The organism is Vibrio gallicus, assembly GCF_024346875.1.
Taxonomy (GTDB): domain Bacteria; phylum Pseudomonadota; class Gammaproteobacteria; order Enterobacterales; family Vibrionaceae; genus Vibrio; species Vibrio gallicus.
Window position 1 is genome coordinate 1,627,420 of record NZ_AP024871.1, and the last position, 21,245, is coordinate 1,648,664.

A 21,245-nucleotide genomic window follows, 5' to 3' on the forward strand; every position below is an offset into this window, starting at 1 on the left:
CTGCTCCTATAGCGTTTTGTCATACAGGCGCGTAACACCACTGGTGGCCGCTCCTTTTTGGATTAACTCTTGGATCTTATCGAGCAGGTCTTGGCTATTCGATACATCGATAATTTCGTCTGCACACTCTTGGAATCCGGTTTGTCCTGAAGCATCAAAGTTAATCCCAATAACCCCGATATATAGTGGGCGTTCATGGTCTGTGAAGTGGTTTCGGATCTCGGTACACAAACCTTGATTAACCAAATCTGAGAAGGTGCTTTTATACGGGTTCTCTTGTCCATCACTCAAGATAAGCAGCATCTGTGCGCGCTTATGATAATCTTCCAGCGCCTCCATATCCTCAACATCCGGCTTGCCATCGGCAAGCATCTGCGCGCCGCGTATCAGCCCTTGATAAACAGACGTCCAGCCAGCCGCTGTCATATTATTAATATTTGGCGCAGTCATTGCTAACGGAATGGAGTAAAAACCCGCATCGGAGCCACACATTCCAGCGTGATAAAGGGTGCTAGAATTAGCCGATGGATGCAAAGACGACGTCGCTGTTTTACTGGTTTGCCAGTTATAGACTGTCTTTTGAAGATCGATATAGGACTTCGGATCCGGATAACGAAAATAAACACTGTTACCGGTTTCATTCATCGATTTCGTAAACACCTCAGACACTACCTTAGCTTCAGCCTGAGTCGAAAATTCAGGGCAATTCCTAGACCTAGATTCGCAGTCGGTTACGTCATCAATCCTTTCCTTACCCCACTGATACCAATCAATGCTATTGAAAGGAACTTGAGTCCCATTAGCTGCAACCGTTTTATATTCCAGCTCGGTTACGCAGCGCAATTCACCATTGATACTCTCCTGAGTACGCAGGTTAAATGGGACAAACCCAATTCGATGGGCATAACCGGCATTAGTAGCACTGCTAGACAACAAATCATTAGAGATAATATTTACCTGCTCCTTGAGCACATCTAATTGAGTTTTTTTGCCTTGCCATTTTTCATTCATTGAACCTGAAAAATCCGCCACATACATCAAGTCCAGATCCGATGGTAACAGATAGGTCTTTGCCATCGCATCGTTACCTATAGCGCGCGACTCATTACTGACATTAGAGCTGTCACCCAAAAAGCCAAATTGGGCATCAAATTTAGCATCCGCTTCCACTTCGTATTTGACATAGAATAGCTGGTCACCGTCAATCTCTTCTTGCCCATCGGTGCGGCGAACGTTAACCGTTTCTATATCCACATTTGGCAGGTAGTTCTCTAGGTAAGCACGCGCCATTTGGTCGGATACCGCCTGCTCAGAACGATTGGCGATAGACACCGCTAGGGTTGCCGCCTCTGCCGCATCCGCCAGTCGATTCTTCTCTTGAATCATGCGACTGCCTTCAATGGCCAGTTGCGCTGCGCCGCCAATGGCGACCATACTCAGGGCAACAACGATAATCGCCACCCCTTTTTGCTGCTTAAAACCCTTCATAATATCCTTCCTTGAATTAACGGCCCGGTAACACCGAGGAGCTATTCACATACCTCATACCTGGGAAATATTGGGAAAATCCGTCCATCTTGATACAGACAGTTACCTGATAAATTGGAAACACCACCCCATCGTCTCGTACTGGTCGCAGGTGGGCTAATTCACTGATCGTATTAGCCGGCTGACACGGCTCTCCGTTATCAAAATCGTTGGTGAAAGCCACAATATCGGAATCGTTATAGCCCTCGATAGTCAGCCCATAGCCATCTCGCTTTTCTGGCGCTTGAAGCTCTAGCAGGTCGCCGGCTATGGAATCCAACAGCTCAAAATCTTGTTGCGAGAGCTTATGTCGACCATCAAAAAAACGTAGTCGTTCTTTAGTGGCGGTAGCAATGGCATAACTCACCTGCCCAGATTGGGTTTTACCGGACAGCACATTGGCAAGGTCGCCAATAAACATCATCATCATCATCAGCACAGTAATGCCAAATACCGCCTCGACCGTAAACGCGCCGCGCTGATTGTTAGGTGTCTTCATCTTCCCACCCCTCATGCTCTTGTATGGTCAGGATTCGACGAGTGATTCTCGCGTCCGGTAGCACGCTTTGAAATACCACAGGGCTATAGTTGTAGCTCAACTGATACACAATCAGTGGACAACGCTCGCAATTGGCACTGCTTAATCCTTGCGACAGGTTATCTAACGAGGTGTATGACTCAATCTCGTAAGAGAAATCCTCATAGGTAACAAAGCCAAGGTTATTCCACATTGAAGCGTCACTTTCTAACACCTCAGTTAAGCGTTTTTCATAACTGGTTCCCAACTTCTCACCTTCATAGATGCGCACCTTACGCGTACTCTCCGAAAGAGTGGCATCGGTGAGGTTCACGATGTAAGAAAAGCGTCCTATCTCAAATACTGAAAACAAGGCTAAAAACAGCGCAAACGCGCCTAGCGCAAACTCGATGGTGACCACACCAGATTGGGTATTCGTTTGATATCTGCGCATCTATTTGATCACCTGTATAAAGTAATCATGGGAGGCTAAAACGCGCTTATTATTTGAGGCAAAACGCTGGGCTTGACGGTAAGAGTCAAACTCTCCCGTTAACAGGCGATACCAAGTGCCTGAGTTACTTAGCTCAGTAGGACGAATTGCAATCGGTAACTGGGTATCAAGCAGCTCATTTCGCTTTTGTAACGCCTCGGGCATATTGTCGTAGGCTCCTAGCTGAATGTAGTACTTACGCCCTTTAGGTTTCGTCTGTTGATTAATTGGCGCTTGGGCGGCAAAGAACTCCTCTGCGGAGATTTCAGACACCTCCGCCTCACTTAAGGTCTCATCTTCAATCGGCGCGCTTTTCGTCTCTAACGCTGGCGTTTTGGCTTCAGGGTTCACCTTAGCTTGCTTACTCTGCTCTAGAGCCTCTAGCTTCAACATGCTCAGCTTAAGGTTCGAGCTAACCTTACTGTTGCTGGTATCTTGCTCATACACAGGCAATAAAATATCAACCGCCGCCTGGAAGTCCCCTTGGTAAATATGAACCATGGCGATATTGTTCTTAACCGATGTCTCATCAAAGCCGCGCAGACGCGCGATATTGAAGCTATCAACTGCGCTCTCATAGCGCTTTACCTGCGCCAAAGCAATGCCGCGTTGCATATACAATTGAGCGTCGTTTAGCCCCAATGCGATTGCCTGATCGTATTCCTCTAGTGCCTTGTCGAATGCAAATCCTTTGGCCAGAATTCGCCCTTTTAGCAAATGGGCTTTAGCGGATGGCGCATCAGCAAGCTCAAGCACTCGCTGCACATAAAAATCAGCAGACTCAATATCGTCATTATTGAAATAGGCTTGAGCAAGCTTAAACTGCGCATCCCAATCTTTATCGTTGGCTACCACTTGCGCCTTATAGTGTTCAATCAGCCCAGTATAGTTTTTACTAATGGTCAGCTGATTCTCCACATGCTCATCACGGTTGGTGCCATGATTAGCACAGCCACCCGCCAACAGTAAAAAAACCAACAACAAGCGTTTCATATTAATTTCCTGTCATCATTCGGGTTACACCCGGTGCGAGAATCAAGATTACAATCGGGAACATAATGAAAAGGATCAGTGGCGCACTCATCTTGGCGGCCAGTTTTCCTATCTTCTCTTCCATAACTAAGATTTGTTCATTACGGAAGTCTTCCGCAAGATCTGAAAGCACTGGCGCTACCGAGGTGCCATATTGAATATTTTGGGTTAGAGTCAGCGCAAAACTTCGCACCTGTGGGGTTGGAATACGTCGCGTTAAGTCTACTAACGCCGCTTCCATGCCTTTTACTTCCGCCGCATCTGAGGTTTTTCGGATTTGATAACAAAGGTCTTTATCAAAGCTTTTTAGCTCATCACCAAGGTATCTAAAGGCGGCCTCTAAGGTCATGCCGGTTTGCACACACACCGACATCATATCTAGCATGTATGGCAACTGACGCGAGTTCTTTTCTACCAGCTTTTTCTTGCGCCATGCCAGATACATATCTGGCACGATAATCACCCCAACAACCGCCATCATAAAACCAATTACCATCTCTTTGGTGTCATGCACAAACAGCACAATACTGATAATTGAAATGGCTAACAGCACCGCTTTTACCGGGCTGTAATATCGAAGCAACTCGCGGTTATAAATGCCGGCATCTTCAAACTTATCGCGAATATCGCGCTGAGTGCCTCTGCCCATGCCACCTAGGATTTCATGGAAAAAGCTGAAATTGAGCTGTTTTTTGTTCTCAAGAAAGCTCTTTATTTTTAGCTGCTTAGCCTTATGGTCTAGGTAGCGGGTAATGCCGTAAGCAATCAAGGCTGAAACCAATAAGAAAAATACAATAATCATCATTAGCGAATACTCTTAACCAGCCACCAAACGATAAACATGCCGATCCCTTCACTGATCAACAGGTAATACAGGATCCAGCGGCCATCGGGGTGGAACAGTACAAAATTCAGATCACTGGGGTTTATCCAATTTAGCAACAACATAAAACAGAACGGAATTGCGCCAACGATCTTGGCGGAGATGCGCGCCTCAGAGGTCATCGCCATCTTTTTCTTTTCAAGATTACGCGCTTCAACCAACACCCGAATCAGCTTGCTAAGTACCGATTTTAACTGCCCACCTCGCTCCATGTTGGCGCGGATGGTGATAACGAAAAACAGAAATGGCGGATACGGGAATCGCTTACAAGAGCGCTCAAAGATCGCCTCTGTAGATTCACCAAGGCGCATCCTATCTGAGATGTCCTTGAACTCTCGTCCAACGTCGTTATTAGACACCTTAGACACATAAGCAAAAGCTGCATTGATACTCTCACCTGCGGTCACCGCGCTCATTAGGATGTTAAGAGCATCTGGGAAGTCGGTTTCAAATGCCTTACGCCGCTTGTCGGTGAGAAAGCGAATACCGAGAAACAACCCAATGATGGAAACCGCAGCGTTTATTTCCAATTGTGGAAAGCTCAACCACCTTTGGTTAACAAACAGCGCCAAACCGTTAATCAGCGCCATAAACAGCACTATCTTAGGGATGGGGAAACGCCCAAGAGCGGCGCTAATAACATTCCATAAGCTAGTGATGCGCTGCAACAAATTAGATTTAGTCAGCCCTTTGATATCAACCGCGGTGATTTGTCGACTTTTATGGTGAATGGTTTGCTCTAAAAATACATAGCGCGGATCAGGTCTACGCTTGGCATATAGCGCCAAGCACAAACCGAATACGCCAAACCCAACCACCAGCCAACCTATCATGCAGGCTCCGCCTCCATTTCAAATGCGGCTTCTAACTCTTTGGACAATCCATACTCCGCAGCACGGATACTAATCTGGGAGCGGCTTGGCAGGCCGGCCGTCACAAAGCGGCCGCTGATTTTATCTTTTTCTTGGTCAGCATCAGGCGCAAAGCGATAGATTTCTTCCATCACTGGCGCCTCACCTTCCATTCCGTATATCTCAGAAATGCTGGTCACCTTACGGCTGCCATCACGCAAGCGGTTCACCTGAATGATAAGGTTAACTGCCGAAACAATAGTTCGACGAATCGCAGGCAGTGGTAAGGCAAGGTTTGCCATCATCACCATCGATTCAATACGCGACATCGCATCACGCGGGGTGTTGGCGTGCAAGGTAGACATTGAGCCATCGTGGCCGGTGTTCATTGCCTGAAGCATCTCAAACGCTTCTGCGCCACGACACTCCCCTAAGATGATGCGTTCAGGACGCATACGCAAGGCGTTGATCACTAAGTCACGCTGGGTAATAGCACCAGAGCCCTCGGTACTTGCAGGGCGAGTCTCCAGACGCACCACGTGCGGCTGCTGGATTCTAAGCTCGGCGGCATCTTCAATGGTCAGGATGCGCTCATCATTGCCTATATATTGTGACAAGGCATTGAGCATGGTGGTCTTACCCGACCCAGTACCACCTGAGATAATAATATTTAGTCGGCAACGTGCGGCAATCATCAACACCCGTGCCATCGCGGGTGACATCGCCCCAAAGCCGGTTAGCTCACGCAAGCCGAGCTTTTGCTCTTTAAACTTACGAATTGAGATAGCAACCCCATCTAGTGCAATCGGCGGAATAACCACGTTAACGCGACTGCCATCGGCAAGCCTTGCATCACACAGCGGGCTAGATTCATCAACCCGACGTCCAACGTTATTGGCGATACGCTTGGCAATTTCCAGTAACTGCTTTTCGTTCATAAACGAGATATCAGCCTTGTGGGTCTTGCCATTACGCTCGATAAATACCTCATCTACACCATTTACCATGATGTCTGAGATGGATTCATCTTCCATAAGCTGTTGCAGTGGGCCAAGGCCAATCAGTTCATCGACTAAGTTTTTGGTCAGCTCAGTACGAGTAATTGCTGGTACCGGAATAGAATAGTTTTCACACAGTTTAGCGATGGCTTTTTCTATCTGTGAGGTCAGCTCTTGCGGGGTCATCTCATTTAGAATGCCCGCATCTATCACCTCAAATATTTGCGCTCGAAATTGCTCATACAGCTCGCGGGTTAGGCTCATTTCTTACCTCGCTTAAACGAAAGTCGAGACAACAAACCGGTTTTCTTATTCGGATTCTGGCCGTTTATCGCCATCGATAACTTAGTAAATGGCGCGACCTTGCCTTTCTCTAAACTATGCAGTTTTTTACCATCAATAAGCTGTTTGGCCGCGTTTTTATAAAACGGGATCACCACATCCGGTTTAACCTTTAAAAAGCGTTCCACCTCTTCAAGGTTAAGATTAAACGAGCCTTCAGGTCGATGATGATTGAGTACCACCATCACCCTAGGTCGAACTAACTGTGGAATAGCGACATCTTTGATTTTATCGAGTAACCGCTGGGTAGCTCGCACCCCACTTACTGAAGGGTCTGCAATCAATACAATCACGTCATTGTCAGTGACTAAGCTTTCCGCTTTCAGGGGAAAGTCTAATGACCCAGAGAAATCACTCACAATAAAATTAGCCTGACGACCCAGCTTATTCCTCACTGTATTGGTGTATTTTTCTAGCTCTTCTATCTTGTCTTCACCAGTAAATCCCAGATAAAGGAAGTTATGGTCGACCTCGTTGAGGTAACTGGTGGCGGACTCTTCGTCGAGTTTATTTGGTTCGACGGTAATAGTGCTGATATCAACCTGTTCTAGGTCTTTCTGGCTCAAGATAATGTCGATATTGCTCAGGGTGTAATGATGGTCCACCAAGATCGAGCGACTGCCCTTTTTAGCCAGCAGTGCACACAGCTCAGTAGCTATCACTGAGGTGCCTATTCCGCCCTTAGTACCCACCACAGCAATCCGCTTTGCCTTACGGAAATAGCCGCTCTCATAGCGCTTTCTTTCATCAAGGCTAGCTTGCCTTAGGCACTCAATCAGTTCAGATTTATCTACCGGCCACGGCAAATAATAAAAACCCATTTTTTCTAATCGGCGTAGGGTGTGAATAGAATCGATTTGCCCCAGTAGAATCACTGTCTTGCTATTTGGCAAGGTGGCGTTGATCTCTTCTGCATCGAGCTCGATATCCAGTGACTCGGTCACCTGCACGATGACCACATCCCCAAGTTCTTGATCTTTGCCTTTGGCGGCGGTCGGCAAACCCTTGATGCATTGCGGCGCATCTAGCCCCTCAAAGGTATAAGCCTCAAGCACCGCCTCTTTGCACTCAGCATCAGAATAAAACAGCGCCGCGCCACCACTTTGCTTAGGCACCACTGACTTGGGGGTTGCGGCTTTCTTCTTGCCTGTATCTAGTACCAGCTCTTCAGAGAGATCGAATATATCTGCCATTAGTTTACGCGCCCCCCTGGGTTAACAAGTTGAATGGTATTATTGGTTTGCACAGCGCAACCAGCCTGTGGCTGCGGCTTTGAGATAGTTAGGGGCTGGCACTTTTCAATTACCGAGCGCCATTGTGAAACCTGTAAAGTGATCCCCTCACCCTGCTCAAGCGAATGGCTGGTTACCCAGTCAGGTCGTAGCCTTAAATCTTGCTTTAGATAGCTAAGGAGCTGCTTGCCTTGTGCTTGCATACTCTGTGGCACATACACATCAAATCGCGCTTGGCTTAGATCAAATTGATTAACAATGGCGGCAATGCGCTCGGTTTCTAATCGCTTGTCGTCAGACTCAAAGCTAAGCTCAAATCGGTGCTGCTCTTGATAGGCGATCGCCTCTGCGCCTCGGTCTTGCACTGCATGGTCGGCGCAACCTATTAGCAATAATAAGGTTATCGCGCAGCTTATAATTCTCATTGGGCAAACCCTCCGTTATCTAGCAGCTCAACAAACTCAGCATCTTGCTGACGCTGTTGGTCAAACTCACTGCTCATTCCCATCCAACGCACTAGGGTATTGGTTTTGTGGATGCGCGGCAGGGTTAGCTCATTCGCCTTGGTTGGTTTAACCAGATTTACCGTAGCAATGATCACCACCTCGGTAGTCTTACGATTGGTAGTCGCTTTGCTAAACAGCGCGCCAAAGAAAGGGATATCGCCCAGTAGCGGCAGTTTTTGTAGCGACTCAATATCTTCGCTGTTCATCAAGCCGCCAATCATAAAGGTTTGTCCATCGGCAATCTCAATGGTGGTGGTCGCCTTGCGTGTGGTGAGCTGCGGCACCTCAGCGGTTGTGGTACGGTAGATCTGATCCACCACACTCACGCTCGGTTGCACTCGCAGACGGATCTCTTGCTCGTTATGTACCTTGGCCGCAATTTCAAGCCCAATACCATACTCTTTGAACGAGATAGTAGTGCCGTTAGTATCTGAGGTGATCATCGGGATCTCCCCACCTACCAAAAATGAGGCTTCTTGACCGGATAACACGGTGATATTGGGCTCAGCCAACACCTCACCAAGGTTATCGCTGGCTAAGGCGGTGATTGTGGCGGATATATCAGAGGCGGTGAGATCGGGAAAGGTAAATACCCCCGGCGAGCCGCCAGAGGTCCAATCCACACCCACGGTTTCGCGAAACTCACTGCCGACGGCGGCAATCGTCGTGCGCACATTAACCTGAAATGGGTGGCTCATTTCCAGCCCTTCAATCAAGCCATCATAGGTGTAGTTACGATAAAATTCAGTTTGAGGGTCAGCCACAAATGGGGCATCTAGGGGTAACGGCGCATCAGAGGTTGGATAACGCGATGTTGGCTCTTTGCCTAGGATGCTCGCCACGAGAGCATAGATACTATCGCGCTGGCGCTCAGTAAATACCACGCCGTTAACTGCAACCTTCGCCCCCATTGGCACCACTTCAATATCCAGCTCTGGATAACGCTTTTTGATCTCTGAACGCACTTGGTTTAAGGGCTGGGTAACATTCACTAACCGCGAAACCACCAGCCTGCCGTCAATGTCATAGATCATCAGCCGCGTTTGGCCAATAGAGCTACCGAACACCACGATCTGGCGCTCGTTAATCACCTTATAATCCGCGATACTTGGCTGGCTCATAAATACCGTGCCAATCTGCTGCTTAGTGCGCACCGAACGCGCATCGTTGAGGGGGATCTGATATGCCGCAACCTGAAACGAAACCAGACACATCAGCAATGCCATTTTTTGTATGATTCTCAACAGCATCAGTAAACCTCTACATTGGTGGTCTGGGTATCTGCGCCACGTAATTCGCGAATACCTTGATAGTTTTCAATCACATCACTCATATTGGCTGGCGGGATCTCACCATTAAACTGCGAGCGATAAATCTCAAGGTGCATGGTACGCTGCGCAAGGGATAACCGAGACACAAACTCCGGCTCAATCTCAATCACTACCGTAGTCTTGGTGTTGCCCGTTGCTGATACCCTAGGGCTGATAGAGCCGCTGTTTTGCGCGGCTTTCTCTTTCGGGTCAATAGGTGCTTGCTCAAAGGCCAATACCTTAACCCCGCGCTTAATAGTGCGCGCTTTCACCCCTTGAAACTGGGTGATGCGCGCCCCTGTATCCGCGAGGTTGGTTAGCGGTGAGCTCACTGAAATAATGTCAATCATATCGCCGGGGCGAATATAATTATTAATAAGGTTGAAAGTAGAAATAGGTAGCGGATATAAGATCTTACCTTCAGAGGCAAGCAAGTCTAAATACCCAGCTTGATGGGGCGCGGTAAACATCTCCGCAAATACGTACTCCCCGGCAGGTATAGCATGATTGGCGCGACTGTCTTGAACCAGTGCCACGTCCACATCTGCATTTACGCCCAATGCGTTAGCGTCTTCTTCAGGCAGTATCACACGCTCTAGGCTGTTCTTAGTAACCACTTCACCGCGCGCAATATCTTGTTTGGCGCGCCACAACACATACTTAACTTCTTTTTTCTCTTCGACTTGCGCTTGCACCTGCTGCTGCGCTTTCGCCTCAGCGCGCGCATTCACGTTTTGCATCACCGCAAATAGCCCAAACGCCACAATGATAAAGGACAGAATAAAAATCAAACGGGAGTTCATGAATAGATAGCCAGCCCTTGTGAAAAATAGAGAGAAAGGTTCGCACCACAGATGATGGCAACCCCATAAGGCAATCCCTGATCTGGCATGCCCTTGAAAATAAGCCGATATTTAACCCAATAAATACCCGACAACACCCCACCGCACACCAAGATAGAAAAGAATAAATCCGGTAACTGCGCTAGAGGAAATAAAGGGGCAAGGGCAATCAGTAATTTACTGTCACCACCTGCCCAGATACGCGCACTAAATAAAGCTAACCCAATAACCAACACCAGCAATGTAGATTGAAATATGCCTAACCATGAGTTGGCTGCAATAAATAGTGTTACTACAAACAATATTACAACCAATGGGTTAGTTATTTTTCTTCTGTATAGGTCTGATAGGCATATGGCTATTGAGGTTAATAGGTACGCGTATAGCATAGAATTATATTATTAGTCAGTAGGGATTGATTCATTTACACCAGTAAGAGTAGCTAAAATACCATCGAATGAATCACCAATTGCAGCAGCTAGCCCTGAATCCGTGCCTGTACCTAACATTACAGCACCAATAACCACTGCAATAGCCACACCAATAACACCATATTCAATTGCGGTTACACCGCGCTCATCTTTTATAAATCGAGTAATTATAAATTTAAACATGTTTATACTTCCATATATCGTTAACAGAATTTTAATTAACATTCTCTTCAATGAGATAACACTTAGTGCTATCACAAGCGATACGTTAATTATTTTTCCTTTTATCTTACGCTATATAGTAATTAGCATTAGCCAATACACATATAGCACAGAACAATAATGAACAACCTATACACCTGCAGCGGTATTTACACCGGAAATAGCGTCTAGAATACCATCGAATGAATCACCAATTGCAGCAGCTAATCCGGTATCGCCAGTCATTACAGCACCGATAACTACCGCAATAGCCACACCAATCACACCGTATTCAATTGCAGTCACACCGCGCTCGTCGTTTACAAAGCGAGTAATTAGAGATTTCAACATGTTTATACTTCCTTATATTGTTAGGAGAGTTTGATTAAAGTTCCCCTCGATATTAGAAAGCGCCAAGCCCACACTCAAAATAAGCTAAACCTGACAATGCGCCATAATTAACATATTGATAACATTACTTGGTGTTGAAATAGATTTATACGGTGATAGTACATTGAGTTCGTGAATAGCATCACAGAGAGAGTAAATGTAAAGGAAATGTAATAATATTAAATCTGTGATCTAGGCGACAAAACCAAGCACTTATCGTTATTCGGAGCGGTGCTATGGTCCTGCGGTCCTGTGGGTGACACCATCGATACATCGCAACATCGTAACACCGATACCCCAGCCCCCATTTCGTCGTCCCCGCGTAGGCGGGGATCTGTGGATACTCGATGCTCAATTTTAGCCCGCACTTTAAAAGTAAAGCCCGAGCCGCCACAGACCCCGGCTTAAAAGACTACCGGGAGAAGCGGTTCTATGGTGCTATGATCCTGCGGTCCTATGGGTGACATCATCGATACATCGCAACACCGATACCCCACCCCCATTTCGTCGTCCCCGCGTAGGCGGGGATCTGTGGATACTCGATATTCAATTTGAACGCGCACTTTAGAAGCAAAGCCCGCGCTACCACAGACCCCGGCTTAAAAGACTGCTGGGAGGAGCGGTGCTATGGTCCTGCGGTCCTGTGGGTGACATCATCGATACACCGCAACACCGATACCCCACTCCCCATTTCGTCGTCCCCGCGTAGGCGGGGATCTGTGGATACTCGATATTCAATTTGAACGCGCACTTTAGAAGCAAAGCCCGCGCTACCACAGACCCCGGCTTAAAAGACTACCGGGAGGAGCGGTTCTATGGTCCTGCGGTCCTGTGGGTGACATCATCGATACATCGCAACACCGATACCCCACCCCCATTTCGTCGTCCCCGCGTAGGCGGGGATCTGTGGATACTCGATATTCAATTTGAACCCCGCACTTTAAAAGTAAAGCCCGAGCCGCCACAGACCCCGGCTTAAAAGACTACCGGGGTGACGGGGGAGGAAGAGGAGGAGCGGTTCTATGGTGCTATGATCCTGCGGTCCTGTGGTGACATCATCGATACATCGCAACACCGATACCCCAGCCCCCATTTCGTCGTCCCCGCGCAGGCGGGGATCTGTGGATACTCGATATTCAATTTGAACGCGCACTTTAAAAGTAAAGCCCGAGCTACCACAGACCCCGGCTTAAAGGACTGCCGGGAGAAGCGGTTCTATGGTCCTATGATCCTGCGGTCCTGTGGGTGACATCATCGATACACCGATACGTCGACTCCCTCTACCCCATCTGCGCGATAATGCGCTTGCGTTCTTTATTCACAATGCAGAAGTTACCGCGCTTGGTGCGGCATTTGGAGCAGGTTTCACATAGTGATTCTGACCTGTCGCCTGATTGCCAGCGATTTACCAGATCAGGTTCTGAAAGCAGTGGGCGTGATAGTGCGAAGCATTGAATGTTAGTGGATTCGGCAATCTGCTCAATAGCGGCGATATCGGTTAAGCCACCAACGGTAATCACTGGGATGTTAACGTCTTGACTGATAACTGCGCCGTATTGATGGAAGAAGCCTTCTTGTTGCAGGGTGTGTCCGTCAAAGCTTTGACCGACCATATCAATAGCCTTGCCGTGGATGTTGCCAGAGATGATCAAACCATCAACACCGATCTGTTCCATTTTTTTACAGATAACGCGAGTTTCGTAGAAGGTTAAGCCGCCCTCAAAGAACTCGGTGGCGGTTAGCTTAACCAAAATTGGGAACGATTCCCCCACCAGCTTACGGCTCTGCTCGATGATCTCGATTAAAAAACGCATACGGTTTTCTAAGCTTCCGCCATATTGATCCGTGCGTTGGTTGTAATAAGGACTCAGAAATTGGTTAATAAGATAGGTGTGCGCGCCGTGGATTTCTACGCCATCAAAGCCAGACTGTTTAGCACGTAAGGTCGCTTTGGCAAATGCCTGTACTATGTAGTCTATCTCATCGAGGGTCATCGCCTTGCCTTGAGTATTGGTGCCTTTTTCAGGAACATTACTCGGCGCAAAGATCACTCGCTCCCCCAGATTGTAAGTGGTTTTAGTGCCTCCATAGGCAAGCTGCATGACGATTTTACTATCGCGTTGGTGCACTAGGTCTGTGAGAGCTTGATATTCTTCGATAAAAGAGTCGTCGTACATCCCCATCATGCCAGCATTGGGCTTTTCTTCTGGCACAATATTAGCGTAACCAGTAACTATCAGCCCCACTCCACCTTCGGCTAGCTCTTTATAGATGCCGTACAGTTTGTCGGTCATATGGCCCTCTTCGGTCGCCATATTTTCCCAGGTTGCACTGCGTACGAAGCGGTTCTTTAGGGTCAGATTACCAATTTGGGTTTGTGTAAATACCTTGCTCACGACTTACCTTCTCTTCGAAATATCCATAACAGCTACATAAAGTGCCTTATCGGATTGATAACACGGCACTTTATGCAACTCATGCTTTATGGGCGAGATGATATCAATATGAGCATTGATACGAGAACAGCAATTATAGTTTGCTCAAATGGACAAATCCGTTTTATAGCAAATGCAACTGCTCTCACATCAATGTATGGGGTAATTAGGTATTACATTAGATACTTCAATAATAACTATTGAGGGTTAATACCAACTTTCATCTAGGCAAAGCTTCCCTTCATCGGCTTTTATACTGAGTTTAAGTAACTCTTTTCGATACGCTCGATATTGCTCTAGAGTGTAATGATGCCCTGCAAAGCCTTCTCTGAGCTGCACCATGGTTCCTTGTATATGTTTTCGCATAGCTATTCCTTAGTTATGAGCCGGCTAACCTAAAACGTCATTTTAAGACAGACAGTAAGCTCATCATCAATCAGCGCTACTAAGGATTCAATAAGCAGTATTTTAGAACCGGACTGACAAGACATATAATTGTGTTAGAAATTATTACGCTGGTGAATATGAACAAAATCGAGCATTAGTGCGCAAATTACTCCCCTTACATCCACAAATTTCACATCAAACACTCACTTTTTACATTCGTTCGTTTTCGAGCAGGTAAATATATGCAAAATGCAGGTATCAAATTGCCTAATAAAGGGCAAAACAGGCGGTTTCAAATTTGCTATATCAATAACTCTACAGTGCTCAACCGCAACGCCATGAATCTGCCAATATATATAAACAAGAAAGAGAAAGGACTTTTACTATGACCGCGAAAAAATACATTGTTGCTCTCGATCAAGGCACCACCAGCTCTCGCGCGGTAATCCTAGATCATGACGCGAACATAGTCAGTTCTTCTCAACGAGAGTTCACCCAGATCTACCCTAAATCAGGTTGGGTAGAACATGATCCGATGGAGATTTGGGCCACACAAAGCTCAACCCTAGTTGAGGCTCTTGCCAAAGCGGGTATTCGTAGCGATGAAGTCGCGGGTATCGGCATCACCAATCAGCGAGAGACCACCATTGTTTGGAATAAAGAAACGGGCAAGCCCGTATATAACGCAATCGTGTGGCAATGTCGCCGCACCGCTGATACCTGCGAAGAGCTTAAACAACGTGGCCTAGAAGATTACGTACGTGATAACACTGGCTTGGTACTCGACCCCTATTTCTCTGCTACTAAGGTAAAGTGGATTCTGGACAATGTAGAAGGTGCTCGTGAGCAAGCTGATAACGGTAAGCTATTATTTGGCACGGTTGATACATGGTTGGTGTGGAAGATGACCCAAGGGCGTGTTCATGTCACCGATTATACCAATGCGTCTCGAACTATGCTGTTTAATATCAATGACCTATGCTGGGATGAAACGCTATTAAATGAGATGGGGATACCCGCCTCCATGATGCCTGAAGTCAAACAATCTTCTATGGTATATGGTCAGATGAACCTTGGTGGAAAAGGCGGAACCCGAGTACCCATTGCTGGCATTGCGGGCGACCAGCAAGCAGCGCTTTTTGGTCAGATGTGCGTTGAAGCAGGTCAAGCTAAAAATACCTACGGCACGGGTTGCTTCTTGCTGATGAATACTGGCCAAGAAAAAGTCACATCTAACAATAACCTCTTAACCACCCTAGCTTGTGGTGCTAGAGGCGAGCCTGCATATGCACTTGAGGGTGCGGTATTTATGGGTGGCGCATCTATCCAATGGTTGCGCGATGAAATGAAACTATTAGATTGTGCGACCGACTCTGAATACTTTGCCACTAAGGTCGATTCCTCAAACGGGGTTTACGTTGTGCCGGCGTTTACTGGTTTAGGCGCACCGTATTGGGACGCCTACGCGCGCGGCACTATTGTTGGCCTATCTCGCGGTTCAAACTCCAACCATATTATTCGCGCAACACTGGAAGGCATTGCCTATCAAACCCGTGATGTACTAGATGCAATGCAAGCCGATTCTGGAATTAAGCTGGCCAACTTACGCGTTGATGGGGGCGCGGTAGCCAATAACTTTTTAATGCAATTCCAATCAGATGTTCTTGATACCGAAGTACATCGACCACAGGTGACAGAGGTTACCGCATTAGGTGCGGCTTACCTTGCAGGTCTCGCAGTTGGGTTTTGGGATTGCATTGATGAGCTTAAAGGTAAAGCTGTGCTTGACCGTACTTTTGCACCACACCACGATGAAGAAAAACGAAACCGCCGCTACAAGGGTTGGAAGCGTGCCATTAAGTGCGCCCAAGTGTGGTCTGAAATGCATGAAGCAGATCAAGATCTAGAATAACGCGCTAAGCAAATATCGCATCAAACGAAAGTAAAAGGAGCGCACAATTGTGCTCTTCTTTGCGTTTTATGCTCGAATGGTATATTTTTCAAGGTCATTGTTCGTCATATTCGCCAACCACAGAGTGGTCCATTAAGTGAAGCAGATACCCAGACACCAAAAGATTGTCGATCTCGTGATCAAGCAAGGCTACGTCAGTACTGAAGAGCTGGTTGAAAGGTTCGATGTGAGTCCACAAACCATTCGCCGTGACCTCAATGAACTGGCTGATAACAATAAGATCCGTCGCTACCACGGTGGCGCAACCATTCCGTTAAGCTCAGAAAACACCTCTTACAGTACGCGTAAGACATTAAATTTTAACGAGAAAGATTTAATCGCAGAGCAACTGGTTAAGAACATTCCTAACGGCGCATCCTTGTTCATCGATATTGGAACAACCCCAGAATCAATCGCAAGAGCGCTCAATAAAAACCACAAACAGCTTAGAGTGGTCACCAACAACGTCAATGTAGCCACCATTCTGCTTGCCAACCCGGAGATCAAAGTCATCTTGGCCGGGGGCGAAGTAAGAACTAGGGACGGCGGAATTGTTGGCGAGGCAACCCTCGATTTTGTAAAACAATTCAGTCTAGATTTTGGCATTCTAGGTATCAGTGGTATCGGTCTTGACGGTTCATTACTCGACTTTGATTACAATGAGGTGCGCGTAAAGCAGGCGATTATAGACAATAGCCGCAGTATTTTCCTCGCCATTGACCACAGCAAGTTTGGTCGTAACGCCATGGTTAAACTGGGTAATATTTCTCAAGCGCACATGGTATTTACCAACCAGAAACCCCCAGAAGAAATCCTCAACATCCTTAATGATTTATCGATCCCGCTTGAGGTTATCGACCCGTCATAACCCTTAGACTAGCAAAACTTCATCTAACCTCTATTTTATAAATAGAGGTTTTTTTACGCCTGAATCACATAAACGAACATTAACGAAAGTTTAACATGACCCAATACGAAACCTGATATACGCTTAGTTTCGGTTCTAAAATGCTCGTTCGCTCAAAAAGAGGCTAAAAACAATGAGTGCTCAACAAATTAATTCGCAAAGTAATACATCTTCAATCTTGGACGTAATCGTAATTGGTGGTGGAATAAATGGCGCAGGTATTGCCGCTGACGCCGCTGGTCGTGGCTTGAATGTCGGTTTATATGAAGCAAACGATTTTGCCTCTGCGACTTCATCTGCCAGTTCGAAGTTAATTCACGGTGGATTGCGTTACCTTGAGCACTACGAGTTTCGTTTAGTTTCTGAAGCGCTCGCTGAACGTGAAGTTCTACTAAAAAAAGCACCTCACATTGCTAAACCAATGCGTTTTCGTTTACCTCATCGACCATTCTTACGCCCCGCTTGGATGATCCGCTGCGGGCTATTCTTGTACGATAATTTAGGTAAACGCACCACTCTTCCTAGCAGTAAGAGTGTGAATTTAGCTAAATCCAGTCTATTAAAGCCCGAGATCAAAACCGGATTTGAATATTCAGATTGCTGGGTTGATGATGCACGAATGGTGTTACTCAATATCCTCTCCGCTCAAGAAAACAACGCTGAGGTTCGAAACTATTGCCGCGTAGAAAAAGCCCATCGCGTTGGCGACATTTGGTACGTCACCATTCACGATATGATGACCGACCAACGCTTTGAACGCAGAGCAAAGGCGCTGGTTAATGCGGCAGGGCCTTGGGTTAAGCAGTTCTTTGACCAGGGATTAGAGCAGGTATCACCACGTAACATTCGCCTCATCAAAGGCTCACACATTGTTGTGCCGCGTATCCATGACGAGCCACAAGCCTACATATTGCAGAACAAAGATAATCGTATCGTATTCATGATCCCATACCTTGATAAGTTCTCTATCATTGGTACCACAGATCAAGAATATAAAGGCGACCCGAGACAAGTTGCCATTGATGATAACGAAGTGGATTACTTAGTCGACATCGTGAATCAACATTTTGTGCAGCAGATTAGCCGTGAAGATGTAGTGTGGACCTATAGTGGTGTGAGACCGCTATGTGATGATGAATCCGATTCACCGCAAGCCATAACTCGCGACTACACCTTAGAGTTGGATGCCGAGCACGATCAAGCCCCATTACTTTCAATCTTCGGCGGTAAATTAACCACCTATCGTAAGCTTAGTGAAGCGGCCATGAACAAACTTAGTCCATATCTAACCAATATGGGGGCATCATGGACTGCCAATAACGCGCTACCTGGAGGGAATTTCAGCTGTAGTATCGAGCAGTTGGCAGAGACGATTCACACTAAATATCCGTGGATATCTAAAGCATTATTGATTCGCTACATCACTCAATTTGGTACCTATACCTGGAAACTTCTCGACGGTAAGAATAGTGAAGCTGATCTTGGCACCCTGTTCTCACATGAAGCACATGGTGTGTATCAAGTAGAAATTGATTACCTGATCAATCACGAAATGGCGATGACAGACGAAGATATTTTATGGCGCAGAACCAAGCTAGGCTTATATCTAAGTAGTAAGGAACAGCATGCGCTGACAGAGTACCTAAAACAGAAACAACAGAGCAAGGTGGTCAATTTCTCTCAGGTTGGCTAGGAGCCTAGCTACTATTTAACGAGCCTGCGCCGAGCTCTTCACAATCGGCGTTTTTTTGATTCTACTAGAACGCCTGTTTCATAGCCCTATACCGTCAATCTTTATATTAAAAGCGTATGGTATTTGAACCACAAATAGACATGATTGGGACAAAATCAGTAGGCATGCAGGTAATCACGCCACATACCAGCACTGAATATACCATTGTTGATAGGCGAAAAAATGCCCCCTAGGCAGGAGGCATTTGAATGTTACGTTTTCTATATTCCCTATAGACAATGACAAATCCAATCTGAAGTAGTTTTACGCTCAACAAAATCATTGATTTCCTCACATTGTCCAACTAATTATAGACAACTAGTAACTATATGAGATGAATTTATTATCCATTGCTTGGGCTTAGTATTGCTAATCTGTAGAGTTGTTTGTTTTGCACGCATCAGGGTTAGTCGATTTGAGATGCCCTATGCTTGTCAACAATGAACGCGATCACCTCATCATTTAAGCAAGATTTACTGATATATTGGCGCTGTTTGCCCAGATGAAAGATAAACCCTAAATCACTTTGTTCAAGTTGGTCTATTTCACTCCAGGTAATGCTACGGGTATTTTGGCCACTGTTATAACTTACACCGTCACCATCAACCTGAAATACCACCTTACTGCCTGAGCTCATGCTGAGTGTTTGTCGCCATAACCACCAGCCTCTCTTAAAATAGACGCTGAACGCCTCAATAATACTTAGAACAATAAAGAACCATCCAACGTAACCGCTCGGAAGTAACTCAAATTTTAATAGAACCACACCAAAAAGAAGAAAAAGTACTCCCTTAAAATAAGCTTGAGGGAACTTAACACGATGGCTAGTTTGATCATAACACTCAGCAAAAAAGCGCTTATCGAGAGTGTATTCTGTGGTGAAAGCAAAATCTTTAGACATTTGGTCACTTTAAGGTTTTTGTGTAAATGGTTATCCCATGCGACATACTCACAGCATGGGATACTATTATCGACCTATCGATTAGACAGCTATCCTACTATCAAATTGTGGATATCAGCAAATTGTGGATATCAGCAAATTGTGGACACCCATTATATTGACGCCTCTCAATGTGGCAAATTGTGGACACCCATTATATTGACGCCTCTCAATGCTACAACTAGTTTTAAGTGATACACAGTGCATCTTGGAGGTAGTTGCTATGACCCAATCTCGACAGTCTCAAGTCTCCCTTTCTGATACCCCTTATTACCATTGTATCTCGCGTTGTGTTCGTCGAGCCTATCTGTGTGGCGACGATAAATATACAGGGCAATCATTTGAGCATCGCCGAGCGTGGGTGGTTGAGCGGATGCATTATTTGTCGACCGTATTTAGTATGGATATCTGCGCCTATGCGGTGATGTCAAATCATTATCACATTGTGTTGCATGTCGATGAGCAATTAAATCAACAGCTTAGTGATGAAGATGTCTGCTGGAGATGGGGGCAGTTGTACTCACTTCCCGTATTAGTTCAGCGCTGGCTAAGAAAGCAAACCTGCGTTGGAATTGAAAGTGAAACAGCTCTTAGTATCATCAATGATTGGCGAGAGCGGCTTATTGATATTTCATGGTTCATGCGCAGCCTAAATGAGTTTATTGCACGCAAAGCCAACGCAGAAGATGACTGCTCCGGAAGGTTTTGGGAGGGGCGGTTTAAGTCGCAAGCGTTACTCGATGAAGAAGCCTTATTAACGTGCATGGCTTATGTCGATTTGAACCCCATACGCGCAGGCATCAACGACAGCATCGAAGCGTCTGAATACACCTCCGTTTATGAACGAGTTCATGGCGTGTCACATCAAGATGAACAGCAAAGCGAGCCCCCTTGTAACAAGAAGGCATTATTTGGTTTTGTTGGCGATACCAGTGAGTCTGAGCAGTGTGGCATTCCGTATTCATTACTCGATTATATTGAGCTAGTGGATTGGAGTGGTCGTACTATTCGAAATGATAAACCCGGTGCAATTGTCGCTTCACACCCTAAACTACTGCACTCACTCGGCTTAGATACCGAGACTTGGATGAGCTTAGCCAGTAATTTTGGTAAAGATTATCAAGGAGCGGTTGGAACACTGGATGAGTTGGCGTTATTTGCAGAGCACACAGGTAGGCGATGGATAGCCAAAAAGAACCAACTGCGACGATGTTTGCACTGACCACTCGCTCTATTTACTCATATTCACAGCACATCTTTATTAATTAGCCTAGCTAACGGTACGACACGCCTTGAATTCGCTAATTTACGTATTTTAATGTCAATTTCTCTGCATTA

At 46.2% G+C, this 21,245-nt stretch carries 21 protein-coding genes; 4 read left to right on the top strand and 17 right to left on the bottom strand.

Translation table 11 applies throughout. From position 1 onward, the window contains the following. Positions 1-6: 6 nt before the first annotated feature. From OCU28_RS07495 to OCU28_RS07570, 16 genes are all read right to left on the bottom strand, one after another. Positions 7-1,488 carry a hypothetical protein gene (locus OCU28_RS07495; protein WP_261815591.1) on the bottom strand — a complete coding sequence of 494 codons (1,482 nt, stop codon included), beginning with the start codon at positions 1,486-1,488 and terminating at the stop codon, positions 7-9. 16 nt (positions 1,489-1,504) lie between these two features. Further along, positions 1,505-2,026, bottom strand: a complete 522-nt coding sequence (gene tadF / locus OCU28_RS07500) for a tight adherence pilus pseudopilin TadF (RefSeq protein WP_261815592.1) — start codon at positions 2,024-2,026, stop codon at positions 1,505-1,507. After that, positions 2,013-2,498, bottom strand: a complete 486-nt coding sequence (locus OCU28_RS07505) for a TadE/TadG family type IV pilus assembly protein (RefSeq protein ID WP_261815593.1) — start codon at positions 2,496-2,498, stop codon at positions 2,013-2,015. Before OCU28_RS07505 ends, tadF begins: the two co-directional genes overlap by 14 nt. Beyond that, positions 2,499-3,530: an SPOR domain-containing protein gene (locus OCU28_RS07510; RefSeq protein WP_261815594.1), complete on the bottom strand. Its 1,032-nt coding sequence runs from the start codon at positions 3,528-3,530 to the stop codon at positions 2,499-2,501. A gap of 1 nt (position 3,531) precedes the next feature. Next, positions 3,532-4,374 (bottom strand): type II secretion system F family protein, encoded by an 843-nt coding sequence (locus tag OCU28_RS07515; RefSeq protein ID WP_261815595.1) that lies wholly within the window; start codon positions 4,372-4,374, stop codon positions 3,532-3,534. Beyond that, positions 4,374-5,285 carry a type II secretion system F family protein gene (locus OCU28_RS07520; RefSeq protein WP_261815596.1) on the bottom strand — a complete coding sequence of 304 codons (912 nt, stop codon included), beginning with the start codon at positions 5,283-5,285 and terminating at the stop codon, positions 4,374-4,376. The genes OCU28_RS07515 and OCU28_RS07520 overlap by 1 nt, the downstream gene beginning before the upstream one ends. Then, positions 5,282-6,565, bottom strand: coding sequence for a CpaF family protein (locus tag OCU28_RS07525; RefSeq protein ID WP_261815597.1), 1,284 nt, complete (start codon positions 6,563-6,565; stop codon positions 5,282-5,284). The genes OCU28_RS07520 and OCU28_RS07525 overlap by 4 nt, the downstream gene beginning before the upstream one ends. Next, positions 6,562-7,836 (bottom strand): AAA family ATPase, encoded by a 1,275-nt coding sequence (locus OCU28_RS07530; protein WP_261815598.1) that lies wholly within the window; start codon positions 7,834-7,836, stop codon positions 6,562-6,564. Before OCU28_RS07530 ends, OCU28_RS07525 begins: the two co-directional genes overlap by 4 nt. Further along, positions 7,836-8,300 (bottom strand): hypothetical protein, encoded by a 465-nt coding sequence (locus OCU28_RS07535; RefSeq protein ID WP_261815599.1) that lies wholly within the window; start codon positions 8,298-8,300, stop codon positions 7,836-7,838. The genes OCU28_RS07530 and OCU28_RS07535 overlap by 1 nt, the downstream gene beginning before the upstream one ends. Next, positions 8,297-9,631, bottom strand: coding sequence for a type II and III secretion system protein family protein (locus OCU28_RS07540; protein WP_261815600.1), 1,335 nt, complete (start codon positions 9,629-9,631; stop codon positions 8,297-8,299). Before OCU28_RS07540 ends, OCU28_RS07535 begins: the two co-directional genes overlap by 4 nt. Further along, a complete protein-coding gene (cpaB, locus tag OCU28_RS07545; RefSeq protein WP_261815601.1) occupies positions 9,631-10,494 on the bottom strand; it encodes a Flp pilus assembly protein CpaB in 864 nt (287 codons plus the stop codon). The genes OCU28_RS07540 and cpaB overlap by 1 nt, the downstream gene beginning before the upstream one ends. After that, positions 10,491-10,922, bottom strand: a complete 432-nt coding sequence (locus OCU28_RS07550) for an A24 family peptidase (protein ID WP_261815602.1) — start codon at positions 10,920-10,922, stop codon at positions 10,491-10,493. The genes cpaB and OCU28_RS07550 overlap by 4 nt, the downstream gene beginning before the upstream one ends. 12 nt (positions 10,923-10,934) lie before the next feature. After that, entirely contained in the window at positions 10,935-11,147 is a 213-nt protein-coding gene (locus OCU28_RS07555) for a Flp family type IVb pilin (RefSeq protein ID WP_261815603.1), read from the bottom strand. A 168-nt stretch (positions 11,148-11,315) separates the two neighbouring features. Continuing rightward, positions 11,316-11,516: a Flp family type IVb pilin gene (locus OCU28_RS07560; RefSeq protein WP_261815604.1), complete on the bottom strand. Its 201-nt coding sequence runs from the start codon at positions 11,514-11,516 to the stop codon at positions 11,316-11,318. 1,319 nt (positions 11,517-12,835) lie between these two features. Next, positions 12,836-13,951 carry an NADH:flavin oxidoreductase gene (locus OCU28_RS07565; RefSeq protein WP_261815605.1) on the bottom strand — a complete coding sequence of 372 codons (1,116 nt, stop codon included), beginning with the start codon at positions 13,949-13,951 and terminating at the stop codon, positions 12,836-12,838. Positions 13,952-14,197: 246 nt separating this feature from the next. Then, positions 14,198-14,356 (bottom strand): hypothetical protein, encoded by a 159-nt coding sequence (locus OCU28_RS07570; RefSeq protein WP_261815606.1) that lies wholly within the window; start codon positions 14,354-14,356, stop codon positions 14,198-14,200. Between the two features lie 406 nt (positions 14,357-14,762). Here OCU28_RS07570 and glpK point away from each other — a divergent pair, with 406 nt between their 5' ends. From glpK to glpD, 3 genes are all read left to right on the top strand, one after another. Then, complete coding sequence (gene glpK, locus OCU28_RS07575; protein WP_261815607.1) at positions 14,763-16,289, top strand: glycerol kinase GlpK; 1,527 nt, start codon at positions 14,763-14,765, stop codon at positions 16,287-16,289. A gap of 136 nt (positions 16,290-16,425) precedes the next feature. After that, on the top strand, positions 16,426-17,196 hold the full coding sequence (locus tag OCU28_RS07580; protein ID WP_261815608.1) for a DeoR/GlpR family transcriptional regulator: 771 nt from the start codon (positions 16,426-16,428) through the stop codon (positions 17,194-17,196). 172 nt (positions 17,197-17,368) lie between these two features. Next, positions 17,369-18,928, top strand: a complete 1,560-nt coding sequence (glpD, locus tag OCU28_RS07585) for a glycerol-3-phosphate dehydrogenase (protein ID WP_261815609.1) — start codon at positions 17,369-17,371, stop codon at positions 18,926-18,928. Positions 18,929-19,373: 445 nt separating this feature from the next. Here the strand turns inward: glpD and OCU28_RS07590 are convergent, their stop codons facing one another. Beyond that, positions 19,374-19,868, bottom strand: a complete 495-nt coding sequence (locus tag OCU28_RS07590) for a YcxB family protein (RefSeq protein ID WP_261815610.1) — start codon at positions 19,866-19,868, stop codon at positions 19,374-19,376. 262 nt (positions 19,869-20,130) lie between these two features. Between OCU28_RS07590 and OCU28_RS07595 the strand changes: the two genes are divergently transcribed. After that, the gene (locus tag OCU28_RS07595) at positions 20,131-21,129 is read left to right on the top strand and encodes a transposase (RefSeq protein WP_261815611.1); all 999 of its coding nucleotides are present in this window, start codon (positions 20,131-20,133) and stop codon (positions 21,127-21,129) included. The last annotated feature ends 116 nt before the right edge of the window (positions 21,130-21,245 follow it).